Here is a 19829-nt window from a genome sequence, read left to right as displayed (position 1 = left end):
CGCTGGGGCGCCGGGGCCGTTAGGCTGTAGCCTTTCTGGTGCGGGTTTCCCGGAGTGGTACAGCGAATGAGTGGGTGGGCCGAAGCCATTGCAGCGCGCATGCGCCTTCATCCGATGCACGGGATGCGCCGATGAGCGCGCCCGTTGCGGCGGCGGTAACTCCGCGTTTCGCAGTGATCGGCCTGGGTTACGTCGGCCTGCCGTTGGCCGTGGCGTTCGGCAGGCACTGGCCGACGCTGGGCTTTGATATCGATGCCGGGCGCATTGCCGAACTGCGCGAGGGCCAGGACCATACGCTGGAAGTGGAGGCCGACGAGCTGGCCAGTGCGCCGCATCTGCACTACGGCAGCGATCCGGGGCTGCTCGACGCCTGCAATGTCTACATCGTTACCGTGCCGACCCCGATCGATGCCTACGAGCAGCCCGACCTGGAGCCATTGCGCTCGGCCAGCCGGCTGATCGCCAGCCACCTGCGTGCGGGCGATCTGGTGATCTACGAGTCCACGGTATACCCGGGAACCACCGAAGAAGTCTGCGTGCCGCTGCTGGAGCAGGGCTCGTGCCTGCGCTTCAACGAGGATTTCTACTGCGGCTACAGTCCGGAACGGGTCAGCCCCGGTGACCGTCAGCGGCGCCTGGCCGACATCCGCAAGATCACCTCGGGTTCGACGCCGGAGGTTGCAGCCGTGATCGACGGCCTGTACCAGCGCATCATCGACGCCGGGACCTTCCCGGCACCGTCGATGCGCGTGGCCGAAGCGGCCAAAGTGGTCGAGAACATCCAGCGCGACGTCAACATCGCGCTGGTCAACGAACTGGCACTGATCTTCGACCGGCTCGGCATCGATACCCAGGACGTGCTGGATGCGGCCGGAAGCAAATGGAATTTCCTGCCGTTCCGGCCCGGGCTGGTCGGTGGCCATTGCATCGGCGTGGACCCGTACTACCTGCTGCACAAATCCGAGAGCGTGGGCTACCACCCGGACCTGATCCACACCGCGCGGCAGGTCAACAACCGCGTCGGCGAACACGTGGCCGCACGCGTGCTGGCGATGCTGGCCGAGCGTGGCCGCCTGCCTGCGCAGTCACGGGTGCTGGTGCTCGGCGTGACCTTCAAGGAAGACTGCCCGGACCTGCGCAACAGCCGAGCGCTGGAGCTGGCGCAGCGCCTGGGTGATGCCGGTGCACAGGTCGCGGTCAGTGACCCATGGGTCGGCCCGGCGGCATTGGCCGATGCGGGCGTGCATTGGCTGGCCGAACCGGTTCCCGGCGGCTATGACGCCGTGGTGCTGGCGGTGGCCCATGCCCGCTTCAAGGCCATGGATGAAGCGGCCATCCGTGCCCTGCTGGCCCCCGGTGGACTGGTCTACGACGTGAAATCGGCCTGGCCGCGCAACGTGGTTGACGGTCGCCTGTAAGCCCGCATGGCGGGCAGCGCGGTAGACTCGGGGACAGTTGCAACCGAGGAAAGCCATGCACCGGTATGTCGTCTACCTGCTCGCCATCCTGATGTTCCCGATATGCCTGTGGCTGGCCACGATATGGCCGGCCTGGTATTGGGGCGTCGGCCTGACTGCCGCGATGGTGGCGCTGGGGACCTGGGATCTGCTGCAGAAGCGCAGCACGCTGCGCCGCAACTATCCGGTGATGGCGCACTTCCGCTATGGCCTGGAGTCGATCGGCCCTGAGATCCGCCAGTATTTCGTGCAGAGCGACCTGGAGGATGTGCCGTTCTCGCGCCAGCAGCGCGCGCTGATCTACCAGCGTTCCAAGAACGAGATGGACACGGTGCCGTTCGGCACCCTGCGCAGCACCTACGCGGTGGATTACGAGTGGATCAACCATTCACTGGCACCGACCGCCATCGCCAAGCATGACTTCCGCGTGTTGATCGGCCCGAACTGTGCCAAGCCCTATTCGGCCAGCGTGTTCAACATCTCGGCGATGAGCTTCGGTTCACTGTCGGCCAATGCCATCCGCGCGCTGAACGAAGGCGCGCGCCAGGGCGGCTTCTATCACGACACCGGCGAGGGTTCGATCTCGCCCTACCACCGGGAGATGGGCGGTGATCTGGTGTGGGAAATCGGCTCGGGCTACTTCGGTTGCCGTGATGAAAAGGGCGCCTTCAGCGAGGAACGCTTCGTTGCCAACGCGACCCACGACCAGGTCAAGATGATCGAGATCAAGCTGTCGCAGGGCGCCAAGCCGGGGCACGGCGGCGTGCTGCCGGCGCCGAAGGTGACCGCAGAGATTTCGGTGACGCGTGGCGTGCCGATGGGGGTGGACTGCGTGTCGCCGTCGCGTCACTCGGCGTTCTCGACGCCGGTTGAACTGCTGCAGTTCGTGGCCCGCCTGCGCGAGCTGTCCGGTGGCAAGCCGGTTGGTTTCAAGCTGGCCATCGGCCACCCGTGGGAGTGGTTCGGCATCGCCAAGGCAATGCAGGAAACCGGCCTGCTGCCGGACTTCATCGTGGTGGACGGCGCCGAAGGCGGCACCGGCGCAGCACCGGCGGAATTCGTCGACCATGTGGGTGTGCCGATGCACGAAGCGCTGCTGCTGGTGCATAACACCCTGGTGGGCCTGGACCTGCGCGAGCGCATCCGCATCGGTGCGGCCGGCAAGATCACCAGTGCGTTCGACATCGCGCGGACCATTGCGCTGGGGGCCGACTGGTGCAATGCTGGTCGTGGCTTCATGTTCGCGCTGGGCTGCATCCAGTCGCTGAGCTGCCACACCGACAAGTGCCCGACCGGCATCGCCACCCAGAACCCGGCGCGCTGGAAGCACCTGGATGCACCGGACAAGGCCACCCGCGTGTACAGCTACCACGAGCACACCCTGCACGCACTCAAGGAGCTACTGTGCGCCGCGGGCCTGAACGACCCGGCGGAGCTGGGCCCGGAGCACATCCTGCGTCGTGTTTCGCCCGTCGAGATCCGTTCGCTGGCCTCGCTGTACCGTTACCTGGAACCGGGCGAACTGCTGCACAAGGTGCCGGACCACGCAGTGTTCCATGCGTTCTGGGCCGATGCGCGCAGCGATTCCTTCCAGCCGCCGCCGAAGATCCAGGCGCTGCGCGCCAGCAAGTCGCGATAACGTGTTGCTGTAGAGCCGAGCCCATGCTCGGCTGCTTCTCTCATCGTGATAGTGGAACGAAGAACAGCCGAGCATGCGCTCGGCTGTACAAGGAGATGCCATGCAGTTCAGGCGCGGCACGATTGCCGATGTGGCCACGCTGTGGGCCCTGCGCACACGGTGCGTGCGTGAGACCTGCAGCAGTCATTACCCACCCGAGGTCATCGCGCCATGGTCGGCCTCGCCGCCACCGTCGCAGTACGCGCACTTGCTGGGGCAGGGCGGTTGCGTGGTGGCCGAGGATGGGGAGGGTGCCCTGCTTGGCTTCGGCGTGTTTGATGCCGACGCCAATGAAGTCGACGCGTTGTTTGTTGATCCCGACCGTGGCGGCCAGGGGATTGGGCAGGCGCTGATGCAGCGCCTGTTGGCGATGGCTGATCGTGAGCGTGAGGTGGTGCTGTCGGCCTCGCTCAATGCCGTGCCGTTCTATCAGCGGCAGGGGTTCATCAGCGTAAGCGCGAGGGCCTACCCACATCCCAGCGGCGTGGCGCTGGCCTCGGTGAGCATGCGCCGGCCGTGGTGATGCAGCTCGACGGCTGTTGTAGAGCCGAGCCCACGCTCGGCTGTTTTTGATTCAATCGATGAAGCCGTCGAGCATGGCTCGACGCTACAAGGCAGGCGTCACCGCTCCGCCAGCCACCCGATCACGCCTTCCGCAGCACGCAGGCCGCTGGCATAGCACGCGGTCAGCAGGTAGCCGCCGGTCGGCGCCTCCCAGTCCAGCATCTCGCCGGCGCAGAACACGCCCGGTACTGCCCGCAGCATCAGGCCATCATCCAGCGCCTCCAGGCGCACGCCACCGGCGGTGCTGATCACCTCGGCCATCGGCCTTGGACGCAGCAGGCGCAGCGGCAGGCGCTTGAGGGAGGCAACTACGGCCCGCAGATCATTGCCGGCCTCCTTGCCCAGGCGCTCGAACACCAGTGCGGCCTTCACCGCATCCAGGCCGGCCTGGCGGCGAAGGTGCTCACCGAAGCTGCGGCCCTTGCGCGGGCGCGACAGGTCGGCCAGCAAGCGCGCTTCGTCGCGACCTGGCACCAGGTCCAACCACAGCGTGGCGTGGCCGTCGCGGTTGATGGTTTCGCGCAGGTCGGCGGCCAATGCGTAGATCAGGCTGCCCTCAATGCCGTATTCGCTGGCCACGCACTCGCCCTGCAGCGATTGTGGTTGTCCAGCCAGGTCGATCCAGTGCGCGACCACCGGCTTCAATGGCGCGCCAGCATTGCGCTGGGCGAAGAACGGGGTCCAGTCCACGTCGAAGCCGCAGTTGGCTGACTGCAGCGGCGCGATGTCCACGCCGCGCGCCTGCAGTGGCGCAACCCAGGCGCCATCGCTGCCCAGCTGCGGCCAGCTGCCGCCGCCCATCGCCAGCACGGTGGCATCGGCGTGGACATCGATTTCGCCCGCTTCGGTGCCAAAGCGCAGGGCGCCGTCGTTGCTCCAACCGGTCCAGCGATGGTTGGCATGCAGGCGCACGCCCTGTTCCTTCAATCGGCGCACCCAGCCGCGCAGCAGCGGCGCCGCCTTGCGGTCGACCGGAAACACCCGGCCAGAGCTGCCCACGTAGGTCTCGACGCCGAAGCCGGCGGCCCAGTCACGCAGTGCCTGCGCGTCAAAGCCATCCAGCCAGCGACCGACCACGGCAGCCTGCTCGCGGTAGCGGCTGTCGAACAACGGCCGCGGATCGGAATGGGTGAGGTTGAGCCCGCCCTTGCCGGCGATCAGGAACTTGCGGCCGGGCGACCCCTTGGCCTCGTACAGGTCGACCTCCAGCCCAGCGGCGCGCAGGCGCTCGGCGGCGAACAGGCCGGCCGGGCCGCCGCCGATGACGGCGACCCGCTTGGGCAGTGCGGTATTACGGTTTGACATCGAGCAGCTCGACGTCGAACACCAGCGACGAACCGGCCGGAATGGGGCCGACGCGGCGGTCGCCGTAGCCGTAGTCCGGCGGGATCATCAGGGTGCGCTTGCCGCCGACCTTCATGCCGGCCACGCCCTCATCCCAGCCGCGGATGACCTGGCCGGCGCCCAGCGCGAAGGTGAACGGTTCGCCACGGCTGACCGAGCTGTCGAAGGTCTTGCCGTGCTTGGTTTCGGTGCGGTTGTCGTAGATCCAGCCGGTGTAGTGCACGGTCACTTTGCTGCCGGAGACGGCTTCGGCCCCGGTGCCGGGCACGGTATCGATGCGCTCGAAGGCAGTCAGGGTGCCGCCGGGCGGCGGGCCGGACGGTTCGGTCGAGCAGCCAGCGGCGGCGAGGGACAGCAGCAGGGGAAGCAGCAGGCGGCGCATCGGGCGTCTCCGGAAGGGCGCGGGGCAAGGGCGGCAAGGGTAGCGCATCGGCGCCGGGTATCATGGGGGCATGGCAAAACTCCTGCTCAATCTGCGCAATGTCGGCGACGACGAATATGCCGATGTCTGCACGCTGCTCGACCGGCACGGCATCGCCTGGTATCGCACCGAACCCAGCCCGTGGGGCATTTCCAACGGTGGCCTGTGGCTGCGCGAGGACGCCGATCATCCGCGTGCGAAGGCCCTGATGGCCGAGTACCAGGCCGAGCGGGGTCCTCGCATCCGCGCTGAGCGTGAGCAGGCAGTGCGCGACGGAACCGCCGAGACCTTCGGCAGCCTGTTCCGGCAGCGTCCGCTGTACGTGGTGCTGGTGCTGCTGGCGATGGCCGGCGCGGCGGCGCTGATGCTGCTGCCGTTCATGCTGCTGCGCGCTTAAGGGGCGGCGGCCGGGTTGCATCCGGCACCCGCAGACGCAACTGCCACGTCAAAAGCTGGTTTCCGTGGGATGGCGTGGCGGTGTGGACAGGCTCGATGGCGCCATCCATGGCGCCAACGGCCCCGCCTGCCCACACCGCCGCGCCTCTGACAGATTCCGGGTATCTGCCGGGGTCGGATCCCTCTGCCGCGCAGAGGGCTCTGACCCCGGGAACTGTCAGTGCGGGCGGGAGGCGCTAAAATGGCGCAATGATCGCCAACACCGCTGCCTACCATTTCGCCGTCATCGACGCTCCCCAGGCCCTGTGCGACCAGCTGCTGGCGCGCGCCGAGGCGGCTGAGCTGCGTGGCACGATCCTGGTGGCGGGCGAGGGCCTGAACCTGTTCCTGGCCGGCGCGCCAGGAGATATCGAGGGCTTCTATGCGGCGCTGCGCGAAGATGCGCGCTTTGCCGATCTGCGGGTCAAGACCAGCCTCAGCGAGCACCAGCCGTTCGCGCGGCTGAAGGCCAAGGTGAAGGACGAGATCATCAGCTTCCGCCGCGATGACGGCCAGCCGCTGGACTATCCGCGTGCGCCTGCGGTTGATCCGGCCACGGTGCAGCGGTGGCTGCGCCAAGGGCATGACGACGCCGGCAAGCCGGTGGTGATGCTCGACACGCGCAACCTGCAGGAGGTGGAGTACGGCACCTTCAAGGACGCGCTGGTGCTGCCCATCCACAAGTTCACCGACCTGCCCGAGGCGTTGGCGCCGCACCGCGAAGCGCTGAAGGACAGCACCGTGGTCAGTTTCTGCACCGGCGGCATCCGTTGCGAGAAGGCGGCGCTGTGGATGGTCAATGACGGCATGGACAATGTGCTGCAGCTGGACGGTGGCATCCTCGGTTACTTCGAGGAGGTGGGCGGCGAAGGCTACGAGGGGCGTTGCTTCGTGTTCGACGAGCGCGTGGCGCTGGATGCCGAGCTGAAGCCCATGGTCGACCAGCCGCTGCCGGAGCCGCGTCCGAGCGCGTTCTAACCGCGCTCTGACCGCGCTCCTGTAGAGCCGAGCCCATGCTCGGCGGCTGCTGGTCGACGAAAGGCAGCCGAGCACGGGCTCTGCGCTACACGTTCCGGTGGGCGCTGAACCCGCCCCACGGGAATCAGCATCCCGCCACCGACACTGGCCGTTGCACCCTGCCGTCCCCATCAGAAGGGGAATCCTGTGACGGAAAACCGCCTGATGATCCCGTTGTCGATCCTTGACCTGGCCCCGGTCTGCGAGGGCAGTGACACCACAGCCGCTTTCGCCAACATGCTGGAACTGGCCCAGCACGCCGATGCGCTGGGCTACCGCCGCTACTGGTTGGCCGAACACCACAACATGCCCGGCATCGCCAGCGCGGCCACCGCTGTGCTGATCGGCCATGTGGCCGGGGGCACAAAGCGCATCCGCGTCGGTGCCGGCGGCATCATGCTGCCCAACCATGCCCCGCTGCAGGTGGCCGAGCAGTTCGGCACGCTGGCGTCGCTGTATCCGGACCGCATCGACCTCGGCCTGGGCCGCGCACCCGGGACCGATCAGCCGACCGCGCGTGCACTGCGCCGCTACTTCGACAGCGCCGACCAGTTCCCGCAGGACGTGCGCGAACTGCTGCATTACTTCGAGCCGGTGCAACCCGGCCAGGCCGTACAGGCGGTCCCGGGTGGCGGCCTGCGGGTGCCGACCTGGATCCTCGGTTCCAGCCTGTTCGGTGCGCGCATGGCCGCCTCGATGGGCCTGCCGTACGCGTTCGCCTCGCACTTCGCGCCCGACGTGATGTACGAGGCGCTGGCGGTGTACCGCCGCGAGTTCCGCCCTTCGGCCACGCTGAAGCAGCCGCACGCGATGCTGGCGCTGAACGTTGTCGCCAGCGACAGCGAAGCCGAGTCGCGCCGCCTGTTCACCAGCCAGCAGCAGAGTTTCGTCAATCTGCGTCGTGGCCGGCCGGGCAAGATTCCGGCACCGATCGACGACATCGAGTCCTTCTGGGAACCGCATGAAAAGCTGGGCGTGGAGCGGGCATTGGCCTGCACCGTGCTGGGTGATCCGCAGCAGGTGGCCGAGGGCATCGCCGCCTTCGTCGAGCGGCACAAGCCCGACGAACTGATGCTCACCGCCAACCTGTACGACCACCGCGCGCGCCTGCGTTCGTTCGAACTGGCGATGCACGCCTGGCATGCCCGCCACGCGGGCTGAACAATCGCGTCACGGCCCGTTGCAGCCGATCAGCGTCTGATGGGGGCTCCCACTTCTGGAGTCCCCACCATGGCCGAGACCCGCGCCGAACACATTGCCCAGCTGGCCGAACTGATCAAGGACGTGGAGGTGGCGATGTTCACCACCACCGGCGTTGACGGACGACTCTACAGCCGGCCGTTGGCCACCCAGCAGGTCAACTTCGATGGTGACCTGTGGTTCGTGATCACCGCCGACAGCCCGAAGGTGGCCGAGATCGCGCTCGATCCGCGGGTGAACGTGGCCTACGCCTCACCGTCGAAGAACACCTATGTGTCGGTGGCGGGGCGTGCGCGCATCGTCGACGACCGCGCGAAGATCGAGGAGCTGTGGTCACCGGCGATGAAGCTGTTCTTCCCCGGTGGCAAGGATGACCCCAACCTGCGCCTGATCCATGTGCGCGCCGACAGTGCTGAATACTGGGATGGTCCGGGCACGCTGCTGGGCAAGGCGCTGACCTTCGTGCTGTCGGCGGTGCAGGACGAGCCGGCGGCGTTGGCCGACAACGGTTTCATCGATCTGCGTTGAGGGCCGATGTCCGGTATTGGTAGTGCCGGCCGCTGGCCGGCAAACCTGGAAACGTGGCAGCCGGCCAGCGGCCGGCTCTACCGGTTCCTGGTTCAGAACCAGCGCTGGAACAGATCGACGGTATAACCCACCAGCTGCCCCGAACTGAAGCCGAAGAAGGCGATCGCCGCCAGCGCCGCGATCCAGTTGAACAGCATCAGCGCGCCATCGCGTTCCAGCAGCGCCAGCGAGAACAGCAGCAACTGGAAGCCGAACAGGAAGTTGGTGAAGGGAATCGGCAGCGACAGCAGGATGCCCAGCAGCACCAGCAGCAGGCCGGTGAAGGCGTGCGCCGGCAGCGGTGTCAGCAGCTGGGGCAGGCGCGGCTTCAGCATCTTGTCCAGACGCCGCAGCGGGCGATCGATACGGTCGAGGAAGCGGTGCATGGTGCCGCGCTTCGGCCCGCGCCGCGCAATGAAACCGGGCAACCAGGGGCGGCGCAGGCAGCACAGCATCTGCAGGCCGATCAGGACCACCAGTGGGCCGCTGACCGCGCCGCCCATGCCCGGAATCGGAATGAACGAGGGCAGGATCGCTACGAACAGGAATACGCCGAACGCGCTCTGCTGCAGGTTGCACAGGATCTGGCCAAGCGGCATGTGTTCGGCCGGATCACCGGAGGCGAACATCTCCAGGAGGGTGCGGATGCCCTCGTTGCGGTAGGCCGGGCGCTCGATGCCCGGACCCTGGCCGGCCTCAGGCGGTGAGCTCATCGGCCTGCTCGTCGGACAGCGTGCGCAGCAGCAGCTTATCCACCCGCGCACCATCCAGGTCGACCACCTCGAAGCGCCAGCCGGCCCAGTCGAAGTACTCGCCCGCGTGCGGAATGCGGCCGAAGTAGTGGATGCACATGCCGGCCAGCGTGTAGTAGTCGCCATCCTCGGCATCGGGCAGCTCGTTGCTGCCGATCAGTTCACGCACGTCTTCGATCGGCAGCGAGCCGTCCACCAGCAGCGAGCCGTCCTCGCGGGTCACCACCAGCGCATCCTCGTCGGCGTTCTCCACCGCCTGCAGGCGGCCGACCACCGCGCCCATCAGGTCGCTGATGGTCACCAGGCCCTGGATCTCGCCGTACTCGTCCACCACCAGTGCCATCGACTGCTGTTCCTCGCGGAAGATCTCCAGCAGCTTCATCGCATGGGTCGATTCGGAGACGTACAGGGGCTCGCGCAGGGTCTGGAACAGCGCGTTGTCACCGCGCGCCATGCGCGTGGCCAGCGACTTCAGTTCCAGCACGCCGACCACGTCCATGTCGTTGTCGCGGTACACCGGGTACCGCGAGAACTCGTGCTCGGCCATGATTTCCAGGTTGCGCTCCAGCCCGGCCTGGGTGTCGAGCCAGGCAATGCGGTTGCGCGGGGTCATCAGGCTGTCGGCGGTGCGGTCGCCCAGGCGCATCACGCGGTTCATCATGTCGCGCTCGTGGGCGTCGATCACGCCGGCCTCGTGGCTCTCGGCCACCAGCATGCGGATCTCTTCTTCGGTCACCGAGGCGACTTCATCCTTGCCCAGGCCGAACAGGCGCAGGACCAGCTGGGTCGTCTTGGACAACAGCCAGACGAAGGGCAGGGCCAGCTTGGCCAGCCAGCTCATCGGCATCGCCACCAGGCCGGCAATGGCCTCCGAACGGGTCAGTGCCAGCCGCTTGGGCACCAGTTCGCCGAAGATCAGCGTGATGAAGGTGATCAGGCTGACCGCCAGCGCGGTGCCGATGTTGCCGGCGTAGGCGAAGCCCGGCATCAGGCCCTGGATCCAGCCGGCGAAGGCTTCGCCCAGCGCCTCACCACCGAGGTAGCCGGTCAGCACGCCAATCACAGTGATGCCGATCTGCACGGTGGACAGGAAGCTCTCCGGCTTCTCCGACAGCTCCAGCGCCTTGGCAGCGCGCTTGGAGGTGGCGGCCATCTGCTTCAGGCGGCTCTTGCGCGAGGTCATGACCGACATCTCGGACATGGCGAAGAAGCCGTTCAACAGAACAAGCGCGAAGACAATCAGGATCATTTCAAACACGGGCATCGTCCCCGGTTGGTGGCAGGGAGGGCGGGTGCTTGCGATGGCGGCAGGCGCTCAGGATCGGGGTCCGGCGCGGCGCAGGGGGATAAGGGTCGTCGTCCATAGGGTGCGCCCGAAGGCGCGCTGGCATCTTAGCAAAGGGGCGTGTCCGGGTGGCAACTGCCTGTTCAGGTTGAGGGTCTCGAAGCCCGGAAAGGGCGCAGGGATACCCGAGATGGTCATCTAGCCGTCATAATTCCGTCTGGTGCCGTCCTTCCCGCGACGGCTGACAGGTTTCTCAATGTTCTCTCTGCAGACCATTTTCGGTTCCGGCAAACAGTTCTACACCCTGCTTGATGAGGCCGCCGTCGCGGCCTCCGACGCCGCCAAGGCGCTGCATTCCATGCTGCGCGAGGCCGACCGCCAGCCCGCGCTGGACGCCTTCAAGCTGGCCCGCCTGCGCGAGCGCGCGGCCTCGGACAAGATCAGCCAGGCGCTGGTGGACAGCTTCATGACCCCGATCGAGCGCGAAGACATCGAAGCGCTGGGTTCGGCCCTGTACAAGATTCCGAAGCAGATCGAGAAGTTTGCCGATCGCTATTCGCTGGCCACGACTCACCTGGAACACATCGACTTCGCGCCGCGCGCGGCGATGCTGGAACAGGCTGCCGGCGTGGTAGTGGAGATGGTGGCCGACCTGCGTCACATGAACCTGGACCGGATGACCGCGCTGAACGAGAAGCTGCGTTCGCTGGAGAACGAGGCCGACCGCCTGATGCTCGAGCTGTACCGCGACATCTACTCCGGCCGCCTGGACAACCTGCAGATGTTCCTGCTGAAGGAATTCTTCGAGATCCTGGAAAAGGCCATCGACCGTTGCCGCGAGGCCGGCGTGGTGGCGTACCAGATCGTGTTGAAGAACAGCTGACGGACGCCGCCGCATGTTGACCCTTGTCCTGGTGGTGATCCTGGCCGCGCTCGTCTTCGAGTTCATCAACGGCTTCCACGACACCGCCAACTCCATTGCCACCGTGGTGGCGACCAAGGTGCTCTCGCCCGGCTGGGCGGTGATGCTGGCCGCCTTCATGAACCTGATCGGTGCGCTGACCGGTACGGCCGTCGCATTGACGATCGCCTCCGGCCTGCTCAACACCAACGTCGTCGATGTCACCCCGCAGGTCATCCTGTGCGCGCTGCTCGGCGGCATCATCTGGAACCTGATCACGTGGTGGAAGGGGCTGCCGTCCTCGTCCTCGCACGCGCTGATCGGCGGCCTCTGCGGCGCCGGCCTGGCCGCGGCCCACAACAACTGGGACGCGCTGATCTGGTCCGAGCGCTTGGGCAGCTGGGCGCAGAACAAGGGCCTGCTGTGGAAGGTGTTCGTGCCGATGATCACCTCGCCGATCGCCGGCTTCCTGCTGGGCATCGTGGTGATGGTGCTGCTGTGGGGCCTGATCGCCGGCCTGGCCAAGATCGGTGGCGCCATCGGCCGCCTGGCCCGTCCGCGCATCGTCAACGCCTTCTTCGGAAAGGCGCAGATCGCCTCGGCGGCCTACATGGGCTTCGCCCACGGCCACAACGACGCGCAGAAGACGATGGGCATCATCGCCATGACCCTGATCGGTGCCGAAGCCACCGGCGCACTGAACGACCTGCCGTCCTGGCTGGCCTTCATGCACCCGGACGCGCACGCCGGTGACGGCATCGCGATGTGGATCGTGCTGACCTGTGCGGTGGTGATGGCCGCCGGTACCGCTTCGGGCGGCTGGAAGATCATCAAGACGCTGGGCCACAAGATGGTCAAGCTGCACCCGATCCACGGCTTCGCCGCGGAAACCAGCTCGGCCACCATCCTGACCCTGGCCGCCCACTTCGGCATGCCGGTCTCGACCACGCACAGCATCTCCACCGCGATCATGGGCGTGGGCTTCGCCAAGAACCCGCGCTCGCTGAAGTTCGGCGTGATCGAGCGCATCGTCTGGGCCTGGATCCTGACCATCCCGGCGGCCGGCGGCTGTGCGTACCTGATCCTCAAGCTGTTCGAGCTGTTCGGCTGGACCTGATTGCCACGCCAAGGTTGCAAACGAAAAAGCCCGCCGATATCCGGCGGGCTTTTTCATGGGCAAAGAATTTTTTCCGCACACATCGTGTCGACCAAGGTCGACACCTACCAGAGCAGAAGCAGGGATCCGATCCCGTGCCGACCAACGGTCGGCACCCACCAACAGCAGCAGGAACCTGTCAGCGGCGGGGTGGGGTGGGGTGGGGTTGCAGGACCGTTGGCGCCATGGATGGCGCCATCGAGCCCCCAAGGATGGGTTTACGGCGTGTCCTGCAACCCCACCCCACCCCACCTCGCCAGCCCTCAGGAAGCCAGCTTTTGCAGTCGCCGTTGCCGTTGCCGTCAGCGGGTGCCGGGCCGCAGGCCCGGCCGAACCCCTCAATTGCGCTGGAACAGCGCCTGCACATCCTTGCGGAACGCCGCCTGGCTGTCCGCCCGGCTGTAGAACATGTGCCCACCCGGATAACTGCGCACCTGCACCCGGTCCGGGTTGCTGCCCATCGCCGGCATCTGGTCCACCGTCAGGATCGAACCCATGAACGGGCACGACAGGTCATTCCAGCCGTGCACGATCAGCACCTGCAGATGCGGGTCGATCGCCACCGCCTGGCGCAGCTGGGTCACCGCGCCCTGGCGCAGATCGCCATTGCGGTCCCACAGCCGGTTCACGTCGTAGTTCAGCGCCTGGTAGCGCGCATCCACCTTCCAGCCGACCACACGCGTCACGAAGTCGACCATCGCGGTGGTGGTCGGCGCGATGATGCTGTCCAGCAGTGGATCGTTGGCGCGCTGCTCCGGATCGTTCGGAAACGGATCGAAGGCGGTCACGTTGGAATCGTAGCGGCTGCCCAGCGTGCCCTTGTCGCGGAACACCTCACGCAGGTAGGCTTGGGTTTCCAGGCGGCCGCCAGCGCGACGCACGAACTGCGGGTCCAGCCCGGTCAGCTCGGTCACCCGGCGCAGCATCGCTTCGGTCGCCTGCGGATCGCTGCGGCCCTTCATCAACGCGGTGGCGTAGTCGCCGCGGGTGTACTCGACCACCTCGCGCATCGCCGCGTCGGTCAGCTTGCCCTGGCGCTCCAGGTGCGCTGCGGCGATCGACGGCAGCGTCTGCATCCACGCCATCGGCGAGACGTCGGCGTTGTCTTCCAGGGTCGGGCTCAGGTAAGGCGAGACCAGCACCAGGCCGTTCATCGCCACGCCCAGCCGGGTCTGCAGGAAGTGGGTGATGCGCGGGCCGCGATAACCGCCGTAGCTCTCGCCGGTCAGGTACTTGCGCGAGGCCATGCGCTGGTTGCGCAGCAGCCAGTCGTAGATCGAGCGCGACAGGTATTCGATATCGGCGCCGGGGTTGTACAGCTGCTTCTTCGCTTCATCGTCGCCGATGCGGGCGCGGCTGAAGCCGGTGCCGACCGGATCGATGAACACCAGGTCGGTGAAGTCCAGCCAGGTGCCCGGGTTGTCGTGCAGGGTGGCCGGTGCCGAGGCGCTGTCACCTTCCGAACCGAAGGTGACCACCTTGGGCCCGATCGCGCCCATGTTGAGGTAGACCGACGAGGCACCGGGGCCGCCATTGAGCGCGAACGTCACCGGGCGATCCTTGCCCGCCATCGTGTAGGCAGTGAACACCACATCGGCGATCACCTTGCCCTTGTCGTCGCGCACCGGCAGGGTGCCGACGGTGGCGGTGTAGTCGAGCGTGCGGCCGGCCAGGCGCATGCTCTGGCGGACCGACGCATCGGCGGGCAGCGTGGGAGCTTCGGTCTTGTCGTCCTTCGGGTCGGGCTTGGCGTCGGCGGCGGGCGCGGCCAGTACCGTGGCAGGGGCGATGAGCAGGCCGACGCAGAGCGCGGCAGTGTGCAGCAGGGACTTCATGGCACCGTATCGGCAGCGGAAGGGGGTTCCGATGCTAGGCCGGTGATGCCCGGGCCGTATGTGTCCAAAGGCATGGCCACGAGCCGCAACGGCTTGCGGCCAGATTGGGTCAAGCGGGCAGGGCGGTTGTCGCCGCGTCGTCAGCCAGCAGGCCGTAGACGGCCGAGTCCGAAAGTTCGCCCTGGATGCGCCAGCGCTGGCGCAGCACCCCCTCGCGGCGGAAGCCGAGGCGGTCAAGCACGCGCGCCGACGGCACATTGCGCGGGTCGATCTCGGCCTCGATGCGGTGCAGGTGCAGGGTTCGGAACAGATAGGCCAGCATCTGCTGCAGGGCCTCATGCATGTAGCCCTGGCCCTGGCGGTCGGGTGCAAGCAGATAGCCGATCTCTGCCCGCGCGGCGTCACGATCGATGGCAAACACCACGCAGATGCCCAGCAGCGGACCGTCCAATGATTCGCGCACGGCCAGCTTCAGCTGGGTACCGATGGCGTGCGCGGCAAGATCGTCGTCGATCTGTTCGCGGGCCTCGGCCGGACGTGTCCAGGCCGGGTGGTTCCACCAGCGCATTACATCCGGGTTGGATTGCAGCGTGAACAGCGCGGCCGCGTCGTCACGGCGGATCGGGCTCAGCACCAAACGCGCGCTGTGCAGCGGCAGGGCAGGGAACAGCAACGAGTGGCTGGCCAATACGATGGTCCACACGGGTGGACGCGCATTATGGCGCCGCAGGGTTTGCCGATGGCGGCGGGATCTCTGTAGAGCCGAGCCGATGCTCGGCTGCCCGGCACGACGCGGAATGCAGCCGAGCGTGGGCTCGGCTCTACAGGAGGGCTGCGGGAGTCAGACTTCCAGCGAGGCCAGGTCGCCCTTCGACTCCAGCCAGCCCTTGCGGTCGGAGGCGCGCTTCTTGGCCAGCAGCATGTCCATCAGCGAACTTGTCTGCTCGCGATCGTCCACGGTCAGCTGCACCAGTCGGCGCGTATCGGGGTGGATGGTCGACTCGCGCAGCTGCGGCGGATTCATCTCGCCCAGGCCCTTGAAGCGGGTCACATTGATGGCGCCCTTGATCTTCTCGCGTTCGATCTTGTCCAGCATCGAGCGCTTTTCTTCTTCGTCCAGGGCGTAGAACACGTGCTTGCCCACGTCGATGCGGAACAGCGGCGGCATCGCCACGAACACGTGGCCGGCATCGACCAGCGCCGGGAAGTGCTTCAGGAACAGTGCGGTCAGCAGCGTTGCGATGTGCAGGCCGTCGGAGTCCGCGTCGGCCAGGATGATGACCTTGCCGTAGCGCAGGCCGCTGATGTCATCCTTGCCCGGGTCGCAGCCGATGGCGATGGCCAGGTTGTGCACTTCTTCCGAGGCCAGCACGCTGTTGGATGAAACTTCCCAGGTGTTCAGGATCTTGCCGCGCAGCGGCATGATGGCCTGGAAGTCCTTGTCGCGGGCCTGCTTGGCGCTGCCGCCTGCCGAATCACCTTCCACCAGGAACAGCTCGGTGCGCGACAGGTCCTGGCTGATGCAGTCGGCCAGCTTGCCGGGCAGCGCCGGGCCCTGGGTGACTTTCTTGCGGACGACCAGCTTCTCGGTCTTCAGGCGCGCACTGGCGCGCTCGATGGCGATCTGCGCGATCTTCTCCCCCAGCTCCACGTTCTGGTTCAGCAGCAGGCTGAACGCATCGTGGGCGGCGCCTTCAACGAAACCGGCGGCCTGGCGCGAGGACAGGCGTTCCTTGGTCTGGCCGCTGAACTGCGGGTCGGTCATCTTCAGTGACAGCACGAACGACACGCGGTCCCACACGTCTTCCGGGGCCAGCTTGACGCCACGCGGCAGCAGGTTGCGGAAGTCGCAGAACTCGCGCAGCGCCTCGGTCAGGCCGGTACGCAGGCCGTTGACATGGGTGCCGTGCTGGGCGGTGGGAATCAGGTTGACGTAGCTTTCCTGCACCAGCTCGCCTTCCGGCAGCCAGGCCACGGCCCAGTCCACCACCTCGGTGTCCTTCTTCAGGTTGCCGACGAACAGGTCGGCCGGCAGCGATTCGCGCTCGCCCAGCTCCAGCTTCAGGTAATCGCGCAGGCCGTCTTCGTAGTACCAGGTGTCGACTTCACCGGTGGCCTCGTCGGTCAGCTTGACGGTCAGGCCCGGGCACAGCACGGCCTTGGCGCGCAGCAGGTGCTTGAGCGCGCGCACCGCGAACTTCGGCGTATCGAAGTACTTCGGGTCCGGCCAGAAGCGCACGCGGGTACCGGTGTTCTTCTTGCCGACGCTGCCGACCACTTCCAGCGGGGTAGCGCGGTCGCCGTTGCGGAAGGTGATGCGGTGTTCGGCACCTTCGCGCTTGATGTGCACTTCCACCAGGGTCGACAGCGCGTTGACCACGCTGACGCCGACGCCGTGCAGGCCGCCGGAGAAGGTGTAGTTGTTGTTGCTGAACTTGCCGCCCGCATGCAGGCGGGTGAGGATCAGCTCGACACCGGGGATCTTCTCTTCCGGATGGATGTCCACCGGCATGCCGCGGCCGTCATCGCTGACTTCCACGCTGCCGTCCTTGTACAGGGTGATCTCGATCGAGCGGGCGTGGCCGGCGAGGGCCTCGTCCACCGAGTTGTCGATCACTTCCTGCGCCAGGTGGTTCGGGCGCGCGGTGTCGGTATACATGCCGGGACGGCGCTTGACCGGGTCAAGGCCGGACAGGACTTCAATATCGGCGGCGTTATAGCGGGCGTTCATCTATCTTCTAAAGCGCGGAGCGACGCGCAAGTGTGCGGTCTGTGCGGCGAATTTGCACGCCTGCGGTTCAGCCTCGGCGGCGGGGAGGGGGTAAAATGGCAGTCGCTGGAGTCTGAACGCCGGCGACCCCCGTTGGGTCGAAACATCCAAGCCATACCGCGAGGAGGACCTCATGAAGAAGTTGCTGACCATTGCGATCCTGGCCGCCGCCGCCGTTGCAGTGCCGATGGTGGTGGCGCAGAACGCCGGCCAGCCGGCCCCGCAGCAGGGTGACCAGGCCGATAAGGCACAGGCTGAAGCCGATGCCAAGGCCAAGCGCCGCGCCCAGGCCAATGCCGAAATGAAGGCGCAGGGCCAGCCGGCCCCGCAGCAGGAAGAGGAAGAAGAGGCGAGGAAGAAGAAGTAACGCTTCCGCGCTCTGAAGCCCTTGCCGCAAGGGATTCGCCCCCCGACGCCCCGCCCAGCGGGGCGTTTCTTTTGGGGGATGGCCGCAACTGCCTCTTGGGTTGGCGGCCATCAATCTGTAAACTATGGCTTTCCGGGAGCAAGTGCGTGTCCACCCTTTGCGAATGGGCTGGCACGACCATGCGTGGTCGCCAGCAATGCGGGTCGCAGGTGACGGTCGATTTGACCGGCACGGCCGCCCCGACCTCGCAGGGTGGTCCCCGTCCGGCGCCTGCCGCCGCACGGCCCAGCACCTCCCTCGCTGCCCCAGCGAACCGGAAAACCCCCTTCAAGCTCCATGCCCGCCCTCCGGGTGCGCGTGGTGTTGCCGTTTTCCATTTCCAGACAGGATGCTTGCAGCCATGACTCCCTTGATTTTCGTAACCGGCGGCGTGGTGTCCTCGCTCGGCAAAGGCATTGCCGCTGCGTCACTGGCCGCCATTCTCGAAGCCCGTGGCCTGAAGGTCACGATGATGAAGCTCGACCCGTACATCAACGTCGACCCGGGCACCATGAGCCCGTTCCAGCACGGTGAGGTCTACGTCACCGACGACGGCGCCGAGACCGATCTCGACCTGGGCCACTACGAGCGCTTCGTGCGCACCCGCCTGAGCCGCAAGAACTCGGTCACCACCGGCCGCATCTACGAGAACGTGATCCGCAAGGAGCGCCGCGGCGATTACCTGGGCGCGACTGTGCAGGTCATTCCGCACATCACCGACGAGATCCGCCGCTGCATCGATGAAGCCACCGAAGGCTACGACGTGGCCCTGGTCGAGATCGGCGGTACCGTCGGCGACATCGAGTCGCTGCCGTTCCTGGAAGCGATCCGCCAGGTGCGCACCGAGCGCGGCCCGGAGAAGGCGCTGTTCATGCACCTCACCCTGGTGCCGTACATCGGCGCCGCCGGCGAGCTGAAGACCAAGCCGACCCAGCACTCGGTGAAGGAACTGCGCTCGATCGGCATCCAGCCGGACGTGCTGCTTTGCCGTTCGGAACAGGCGGTGCCGGATTCGGAGCGCCGCAAGATCGCCCAGTTCACCAACGTGTCCGAACGCGCGGTGATCAGCGTGCCGGATGTGGACGTGCTGTACCGCATCCCGTCGGGCCTGCATGCACAGCGCCTGGACGAGATCGTGGTCAATCAGCTGAAGCTGGTCGACAAGGCGGGCCCGGTTGATCTGTCGATGTGGGAAGACGCGGTCGATGCGACCCTGCACCCGCTGGACGAAGTGACCATCGCCGTGGTCGGCAAGTACGTCGATCACCAGGACGCCTACAAGTCGGTCGGCGAAGCGCTGAAGCATGGCGGCCTGCGCCAGCGCACCAAGGTCAACCTGAAGTGGCTGGAAGCACAGGACCTGGAAGGCACCGACATGGCTGCACTGGCGGATGTCGACGGCATCCTGGTGCCGGGTGGCTTCGGTGACCGTGGTTTCGAAGGCAAGGTGCTGACCTCGAAGTTCGCCCGCGAGCAGCAGGTGCCGTACTTCGGTATCTGCTACGGCATGCAGGCGGCCGTTGTCGACTACGCGCGCAACGTGGTGGGCCTGGAAGGTGCCAACAGCACCGAGAACGACCGCCAGTCGCCGAACCCGGTGATCGGCCTGATCACCGAATGGCGCACCGCTACCGGCGATGTCGAGAAGCGCGACGACAAGAGCGACCTCGGCGGCACCATGCGCCTGGGCCTGCAGGAACAACGCCTCAAGCCGGGCACGCTGGCCCGCGAACTGTACGGCAAGGACGTCGTCGCCGAGCGCCATCGCCACCGTTACGAGTTCAACAACCGTTACCGCACCCAGCTGGAAGATGCTGGCCTGGTGATCGCCGGCAAGTCGATGGACGACACCCTGGTGGAAGTGGTCGAACTGCCGCGCGACGCGCACCCGTGGTTCCTGGCCTGCCAGGCGCACCCGGAATTCCTGTCCACGCCGCGTGACGGCCACCCGCTGTTCATCGGTTTCATCCGTGCCGCGCGCGAGCGCAAGGCCGGCGGCAAGCTGCTTTCCGAAGCGCGCGCCTGACTTGTGACTGGGGGC

18 protein-coding genes are annotated in these 19829 nt (G+C 66.6%); 11 read left to right on the top strand and 7 right to left on the bottom strand.

Annotation, left to right across the window (positions count from 1 at the left end; all coding sequences use genetic code 11):
* Positions 1–131: 131 nt before the first annotated feature.
* The 3 genes from AC5P8Z_RS01805 to AC5P8Z_RS01795 all read left to right on the top strand — a co-directional run bounded on the left by AC5P8Z_RS01805 (position 132) and on the right by AC5P8Z_RS01795 (position 3658).
* Positions 132–1418: a nucleotide sugar dehydrogenase gene (locus AC5P8Z_RS01805; RefSeq protein ID WP_495227914.1), complete on the top strand. Its 1287-nt coding sequence runs from the start codon at positions 132–134 to the stop codon at positions 1416–1418.
* A 55-nt stretch (positions 1419–1473) separates the two neighbouring features.
* Positions 1474–3096, top strand: a complete 1623-nt coding sequence (locus AC5P8Z_RS01800) for an FMN-binding glutamate synthase family protein (RefSeq protein WP_286071569.1) — start codon at positions 1474–1476, stop codon at positions 3094–3096.
* Positions 3097–3196: 100 nt separating this feature from the next.
* The gene (locus AC5P8Z_RS01795) at positions 3197–3658 is read left to right on the top strand and encodes a GNAT family N-acetyltransferase (protein WP_286071570.1); all 462 of its coding nucleotides are present in this window, start codon (positions 3197–3199) and stop codon (positions 3656–3658) included.
* A 98-nt stretch (positions 3659–3756) separates the two neighbouring features.
* Here the strand turns inward: AC5P8Z_RS01795 and AC5P8Z_RS01790 are convergent, their stop codons facing one another.
* Both AC5P8Z_RS01790 and AC5P8Z_RS01785 read right to left on the bottom strand, forming a co-directional pair.
* Entirely contained in the window at positions 3757–5004 is a 1248-nt protein-coding gene (locus AC5P8Z_RS01790; protein WP_495227913.1) for a TIGR03862 family flavoprotein, read from the bottom strand.
* Positions 4991–5425, bottom strand: a complete 435-nt coding sequence (locus tag AC5P8Z_RS01785) for an FKBP-type peptidyl-prolyl cis-trans isomerase (RefSeq protein WP_286071572.1) — start codon at positions 5423–5425, stop codon at positions 4991–4993. The genes AC5P8Z_RS01790 and AC5P8Z_RS01785 overlap by 14 nt, the downstream gene beginning before the upstream one ends.
* Positions 5426–5495: 70 nt before the next feature.
* Here AC5P8Z_RS01785 and AC5P8Z_RS01780 point away from each other — a divergent pair, with 70 nt between their 5' ends.
* From AC5P8Z_RS01780 to AC5P8Z_RS01765, 4 genes are all read left to right on the top strand, one after another.
* Complete coding sequence (locus AC5P8Z_RS01780; RefSeq protein ID WP_495227912.1) at positions 5496–5861, top strand: DUF6164 family protein; 366 nt, start codon at positions 5496–5498, stop codon at positions 5859–5861.
* A 248-nt stretch (positions 5862–6109) separates the two neighbouring features.
* Positions 6110–6877 (top strand): sulfurtransferase, encoded by a 768-nt coding sequence (locus AC5P8Z_RS01775; protein WP_495227911.1) that lies wholly within the window; start codon positions 6110–6112, stop codon positions 6875–6877.
* A 204-nt stretch (positions 6878–7081) separates the two neighbouring features.
* Positions 7082–8077: an LLM class flavin-dependent oxidoreductase gene (locus AC5P8Z_RS01770; RefSeq protein WP_495227910.1), complete on the top strand. Its 996-nt coding sequence runs from the start codon at positions 7082–7084 to the stop codon at positions 8075–8077.
* A gap of 69 nt (positions 8078–8146) precedes the next feature.
* Positions 8147–8644 carry a pyridoxamine 5'-phosphate oxidase family protein gene (locus tag AC5P8Z_RS01765; RefSeq protein WP_286071575.1) on the top strand — a complete coding sequence of 166 codons (498 nt, stop codon included), beginning with the start codon at positions 8147–8149 and terminating at the stop codon, positions 8642–8644.
* A gap of 92 nt (positions 8645–8736) precedes the next feature.
* Here the strand turns inward: AC5P8Z_RS01765 and AC5P8Z_RS01760 are convergent, their stop codons facing one another.
* Together AC5P8Z_RS01760 and AC5P8Z_RS01755 are read right to left on the bottom strand one after the other, a co-directional pair.
* Entirely contained in the window at positions 8737–9396 is a 660-nt protein-coding gene (locus tag AC5P8Z_RS01760) for an exopolysaccharide biosynthesis protein (RefSeq protein ID WP_049428963.1), read from the bottom strand.
* A complete protein-coding gene (locus AC5P8Z_RS01755; RefSeq protein WP_286071576.1) occupies positions 9380–10684 on the bottom strand; it encodes a hemolysin family protein in 1305 nt (434 codons plus the stop codon). Before AC5P8Z_RS01755 ends, AC5P8Z_RS01760 begins: the two co-directional genes overlap by 17 nt.
* Positions 10685–10976: 292 nt before the next feature.
* Here AC5P8Z_RS01755 and AC5P8Z_RS01750 point away from each other — a divergent pair, with 292 nt between their 5' ends.
* Complete coding sequence (locus AC5P8Z_RS01750; RefSeq protein WP_004152833.1) at positions 10977–11603, top strand: DUF47 domain-containing protein; 627 nt, start codon at positions 10977–10979, stop codon at positions 11601–11603.
* A gap of 13 nt (positions 11604–11616) precedes the next feature.
* The gene (locus AC5P8Z_RS01745) at positions 11617–12738 is read left to right on the top strand and encodes an inorganic phosphate transporter (protein WP_006431323.1); all 1122 of its coding nucleotides are present in this window, start codon (positions 11617–11619) and stop codon (positions 12736–12738) included.
* Between the two features lie 377 nt (positions 12739–13115).
* Here AC5P8Z_RS01745 and AC5P8Z_RS01740 read toward each other — a convergent pair whose 3' ends face one another.
* The 3 genes from AC5P8Z_RS01740 to parE all read right to left on the bottom strand — a co-directional run bounded on the left by AC5P8Z_RS01740 (position 13116) and on the right by parE (position 17343).
* Positions 13116–14612 (bottom strand): S10 family peptidase, encoded by a 1497-nt coding sequence (locus tag AC5P8Z_RS01740; protein WP_495227907.1) that lies wholly within the window; start codon positions 14610–14612, stop codon positions 13116–13118.
* A 109-nt stretch (positions 14613–14721) separates the two neighbouring features.
* On the bottom strand, positions 14722–15300 hold the full coding sequence (locus tag AC5P8Z_RS01735; RefSeq protein ID WP_495228309.1) for a GNAT family N-acetyltransferase: 579 nt from the start codon (positions 15298–15300) through the stop codon (positions 14722–14724).
* Positions 15301–15453: 153 nt separating this feature from the next.
* Positions 15454–17343 (bottom strand): DNA topoisomerase IV subunit B, encoded by a 1890-nt coding sequence (parE, locus tag AC5P8Z_RS01730; protein WP_495227906.1) that lies wholly within the window; start codon positions 17341–17343, stop codon positions 15454–15456.
* Between the two features lie 172 nt (positions 17344–17515).
* Here parE and AC5P8Z_RS01725 point away from each other — a divergent pair, with 172 nt between their 5' ends.
* Together AC5P8Z_RS01725 and pyrG are read left to right on the top strand one after the other, a co-directional pair.
* On the top strand, positions 17516–17749 hold the full coding sequence (locus tag AC5P8Z_RS01725; RefSeq protein ID WP_286071580.1) for a hypothetical protein: 234 nt from the start codon (positions 17516–17518) through the stop codon (positions 17747–17749).
* 400 nt (positions 17750–18149) lie between these two features.
* Positions 18150–19814 carry a CTP synthase gene (pyrG, locus tag AC5P8Z_RS01720; protein WP_495227904.1) on the top strand — a complete coding sequence of 555 codons (1665 nt, stop codon included), beginning with the start codon at positions 18150–18152 and terminating at the stop codon, positions 19812–19814.
* Positions 19815–19829 lie beyond the last annotated feature (15 nt).

The sequence above is a fragment of the Stenotrophomonas sp. YJH_SMC_17 genome (genome assembly GCF_059371655.1).
The sequence above is the reverse complement of the archived record's forward strand: the minus strand, read 5'-3'. Positions and strand labels throughout refer to the sequence as shown.

Excerpts from the sequence above, each read along its gene's own strand:
- AC5P8Z_RS01805 (WP_495227914.1), top strand. The coding sequence starts at position 132 with ATGAGCGCGCCCGTTGCGGCGGCGGTAACTCCGCGTTTCGCAGTGATC.
- AC5P8Z_RS01800 (WP_286071569.1), top strand. The coding sequence starts at position 1,474 with ATGCACCGGTATGTCGTCTACCTGCTCGCCATCCTGATGTTCCCGATA.
- AC5P8Z_RS01795 (WP_286071570.1), top strand. The coding sequence starts at position 3,197 with ATGCAGTTCAGGCGCGGCACGATTGCCGATGTGGCCACGCTGTGGGCC.
- AC5P8Z_RS01790 (WP_495227913.1), bottom strand. The coding sequence starts at position 5,004 with ATGTCAAACCGTAATACCGCACTGCCCAAGCGGGTCGCCGTCATCGGC.
- AC5P8Z_RS01785 (WP_286071572.1), bottom strand. The coding sequence starts at position 5,425 with ATGCGCCGCCTGCTGCTTCCCCTGCTGCTGTCCCTCGCCGCCGCTGGC.
- AC5P8Z_RS01780 (WP_495227912.1), top strand. The coding sequence starts at position 5,496 with ATGGCAAAACTCCTGCTCAATCTGCGCAATGTCGGCGACGACGAATAT.
- AC5P8Z_RS01775 (WP_495227911.1), top strand. The coding sequence starts at position 6,110 with ATGATCGCCAACACCGCTGCCTACCATTTCGCCGTCATCGACGCTCCC.
- AC5P8Z_RS01770 (WP_495227910.1), top strand. The coding sequence starts at position 7,082 with ATGATCCCGTTGTCGATCCTTGACCTGGCCCCGGTCTGCGAGGGCAGT.
- AC5P8Z_RS01765 (WP_286071575.1), top strand. The coding sequence starts at position 8,147 with ATGGCCGAGACCCGCGCCGAACACATTGCCCAGCTGGCCGAACTGATC.
- AC5P8Z_RS01760 (WP_049428963.1), bottom strand. The coding sequence starts at position 9,396 with ATGAGCTCACCGCCTGAGGCCGGCCAGGGTCCGGGCATCGAGCGCCCG.
- AC5P8Z_RS01755 (WP_286071576.1), bottom strand. The coding sequence starts at position 10,684 with ATGATCCTGATTGTCTTCGCGCTTGTTCTGTTGAACGGCTTCTTCGCC.
- AC5P8Z_RS01750 (WP_004152833.1), top strand. The coding sequence starts at position 10,977 with ATGTTCTCTCTGCAGACCATTTTCGGTTCCGGCAAACAGTTCTACACC.
- AC5P8Z_RS01745 (WP_006431323.1), top strand. The coding sequence starts at position 11,617 with ATGTTGACCCTTGTCCTGGTGGTGATCCTGGCCGCGCTCGTCTTCGAG.
- AC5P8Z_RS01740 (WP_495227907.1), bottom strand. The coding sequence starts at position 14,612 with ATGAAGTCCCTGCTGCACACTGCCGCGCTCTGCGTCGGCCTGCTCATC.
- parE (WP_495227906.1), bottom strand. The coding sequence starts at position 17,343 with ATGAACGCCCGCTATAACGCCGCCGATATTGAAGTCCTGTCCGGCCTT.
- AC5P8Z_RS01725 (WP_286071580.1), top strand. The coding sequence starts at position 17,516 with ATGAAGAAGTTGCTGACCATTGCGATCCTGGCCGCCGCCGCCGTTGCA.
- pyrG (WP_495227904.1), top strand. The coding sequence starts at position 18,150 with ATGACTCCCTTGATTTTCGTAACCGGCGGCGTGGTGTCCTCGCTCGGC.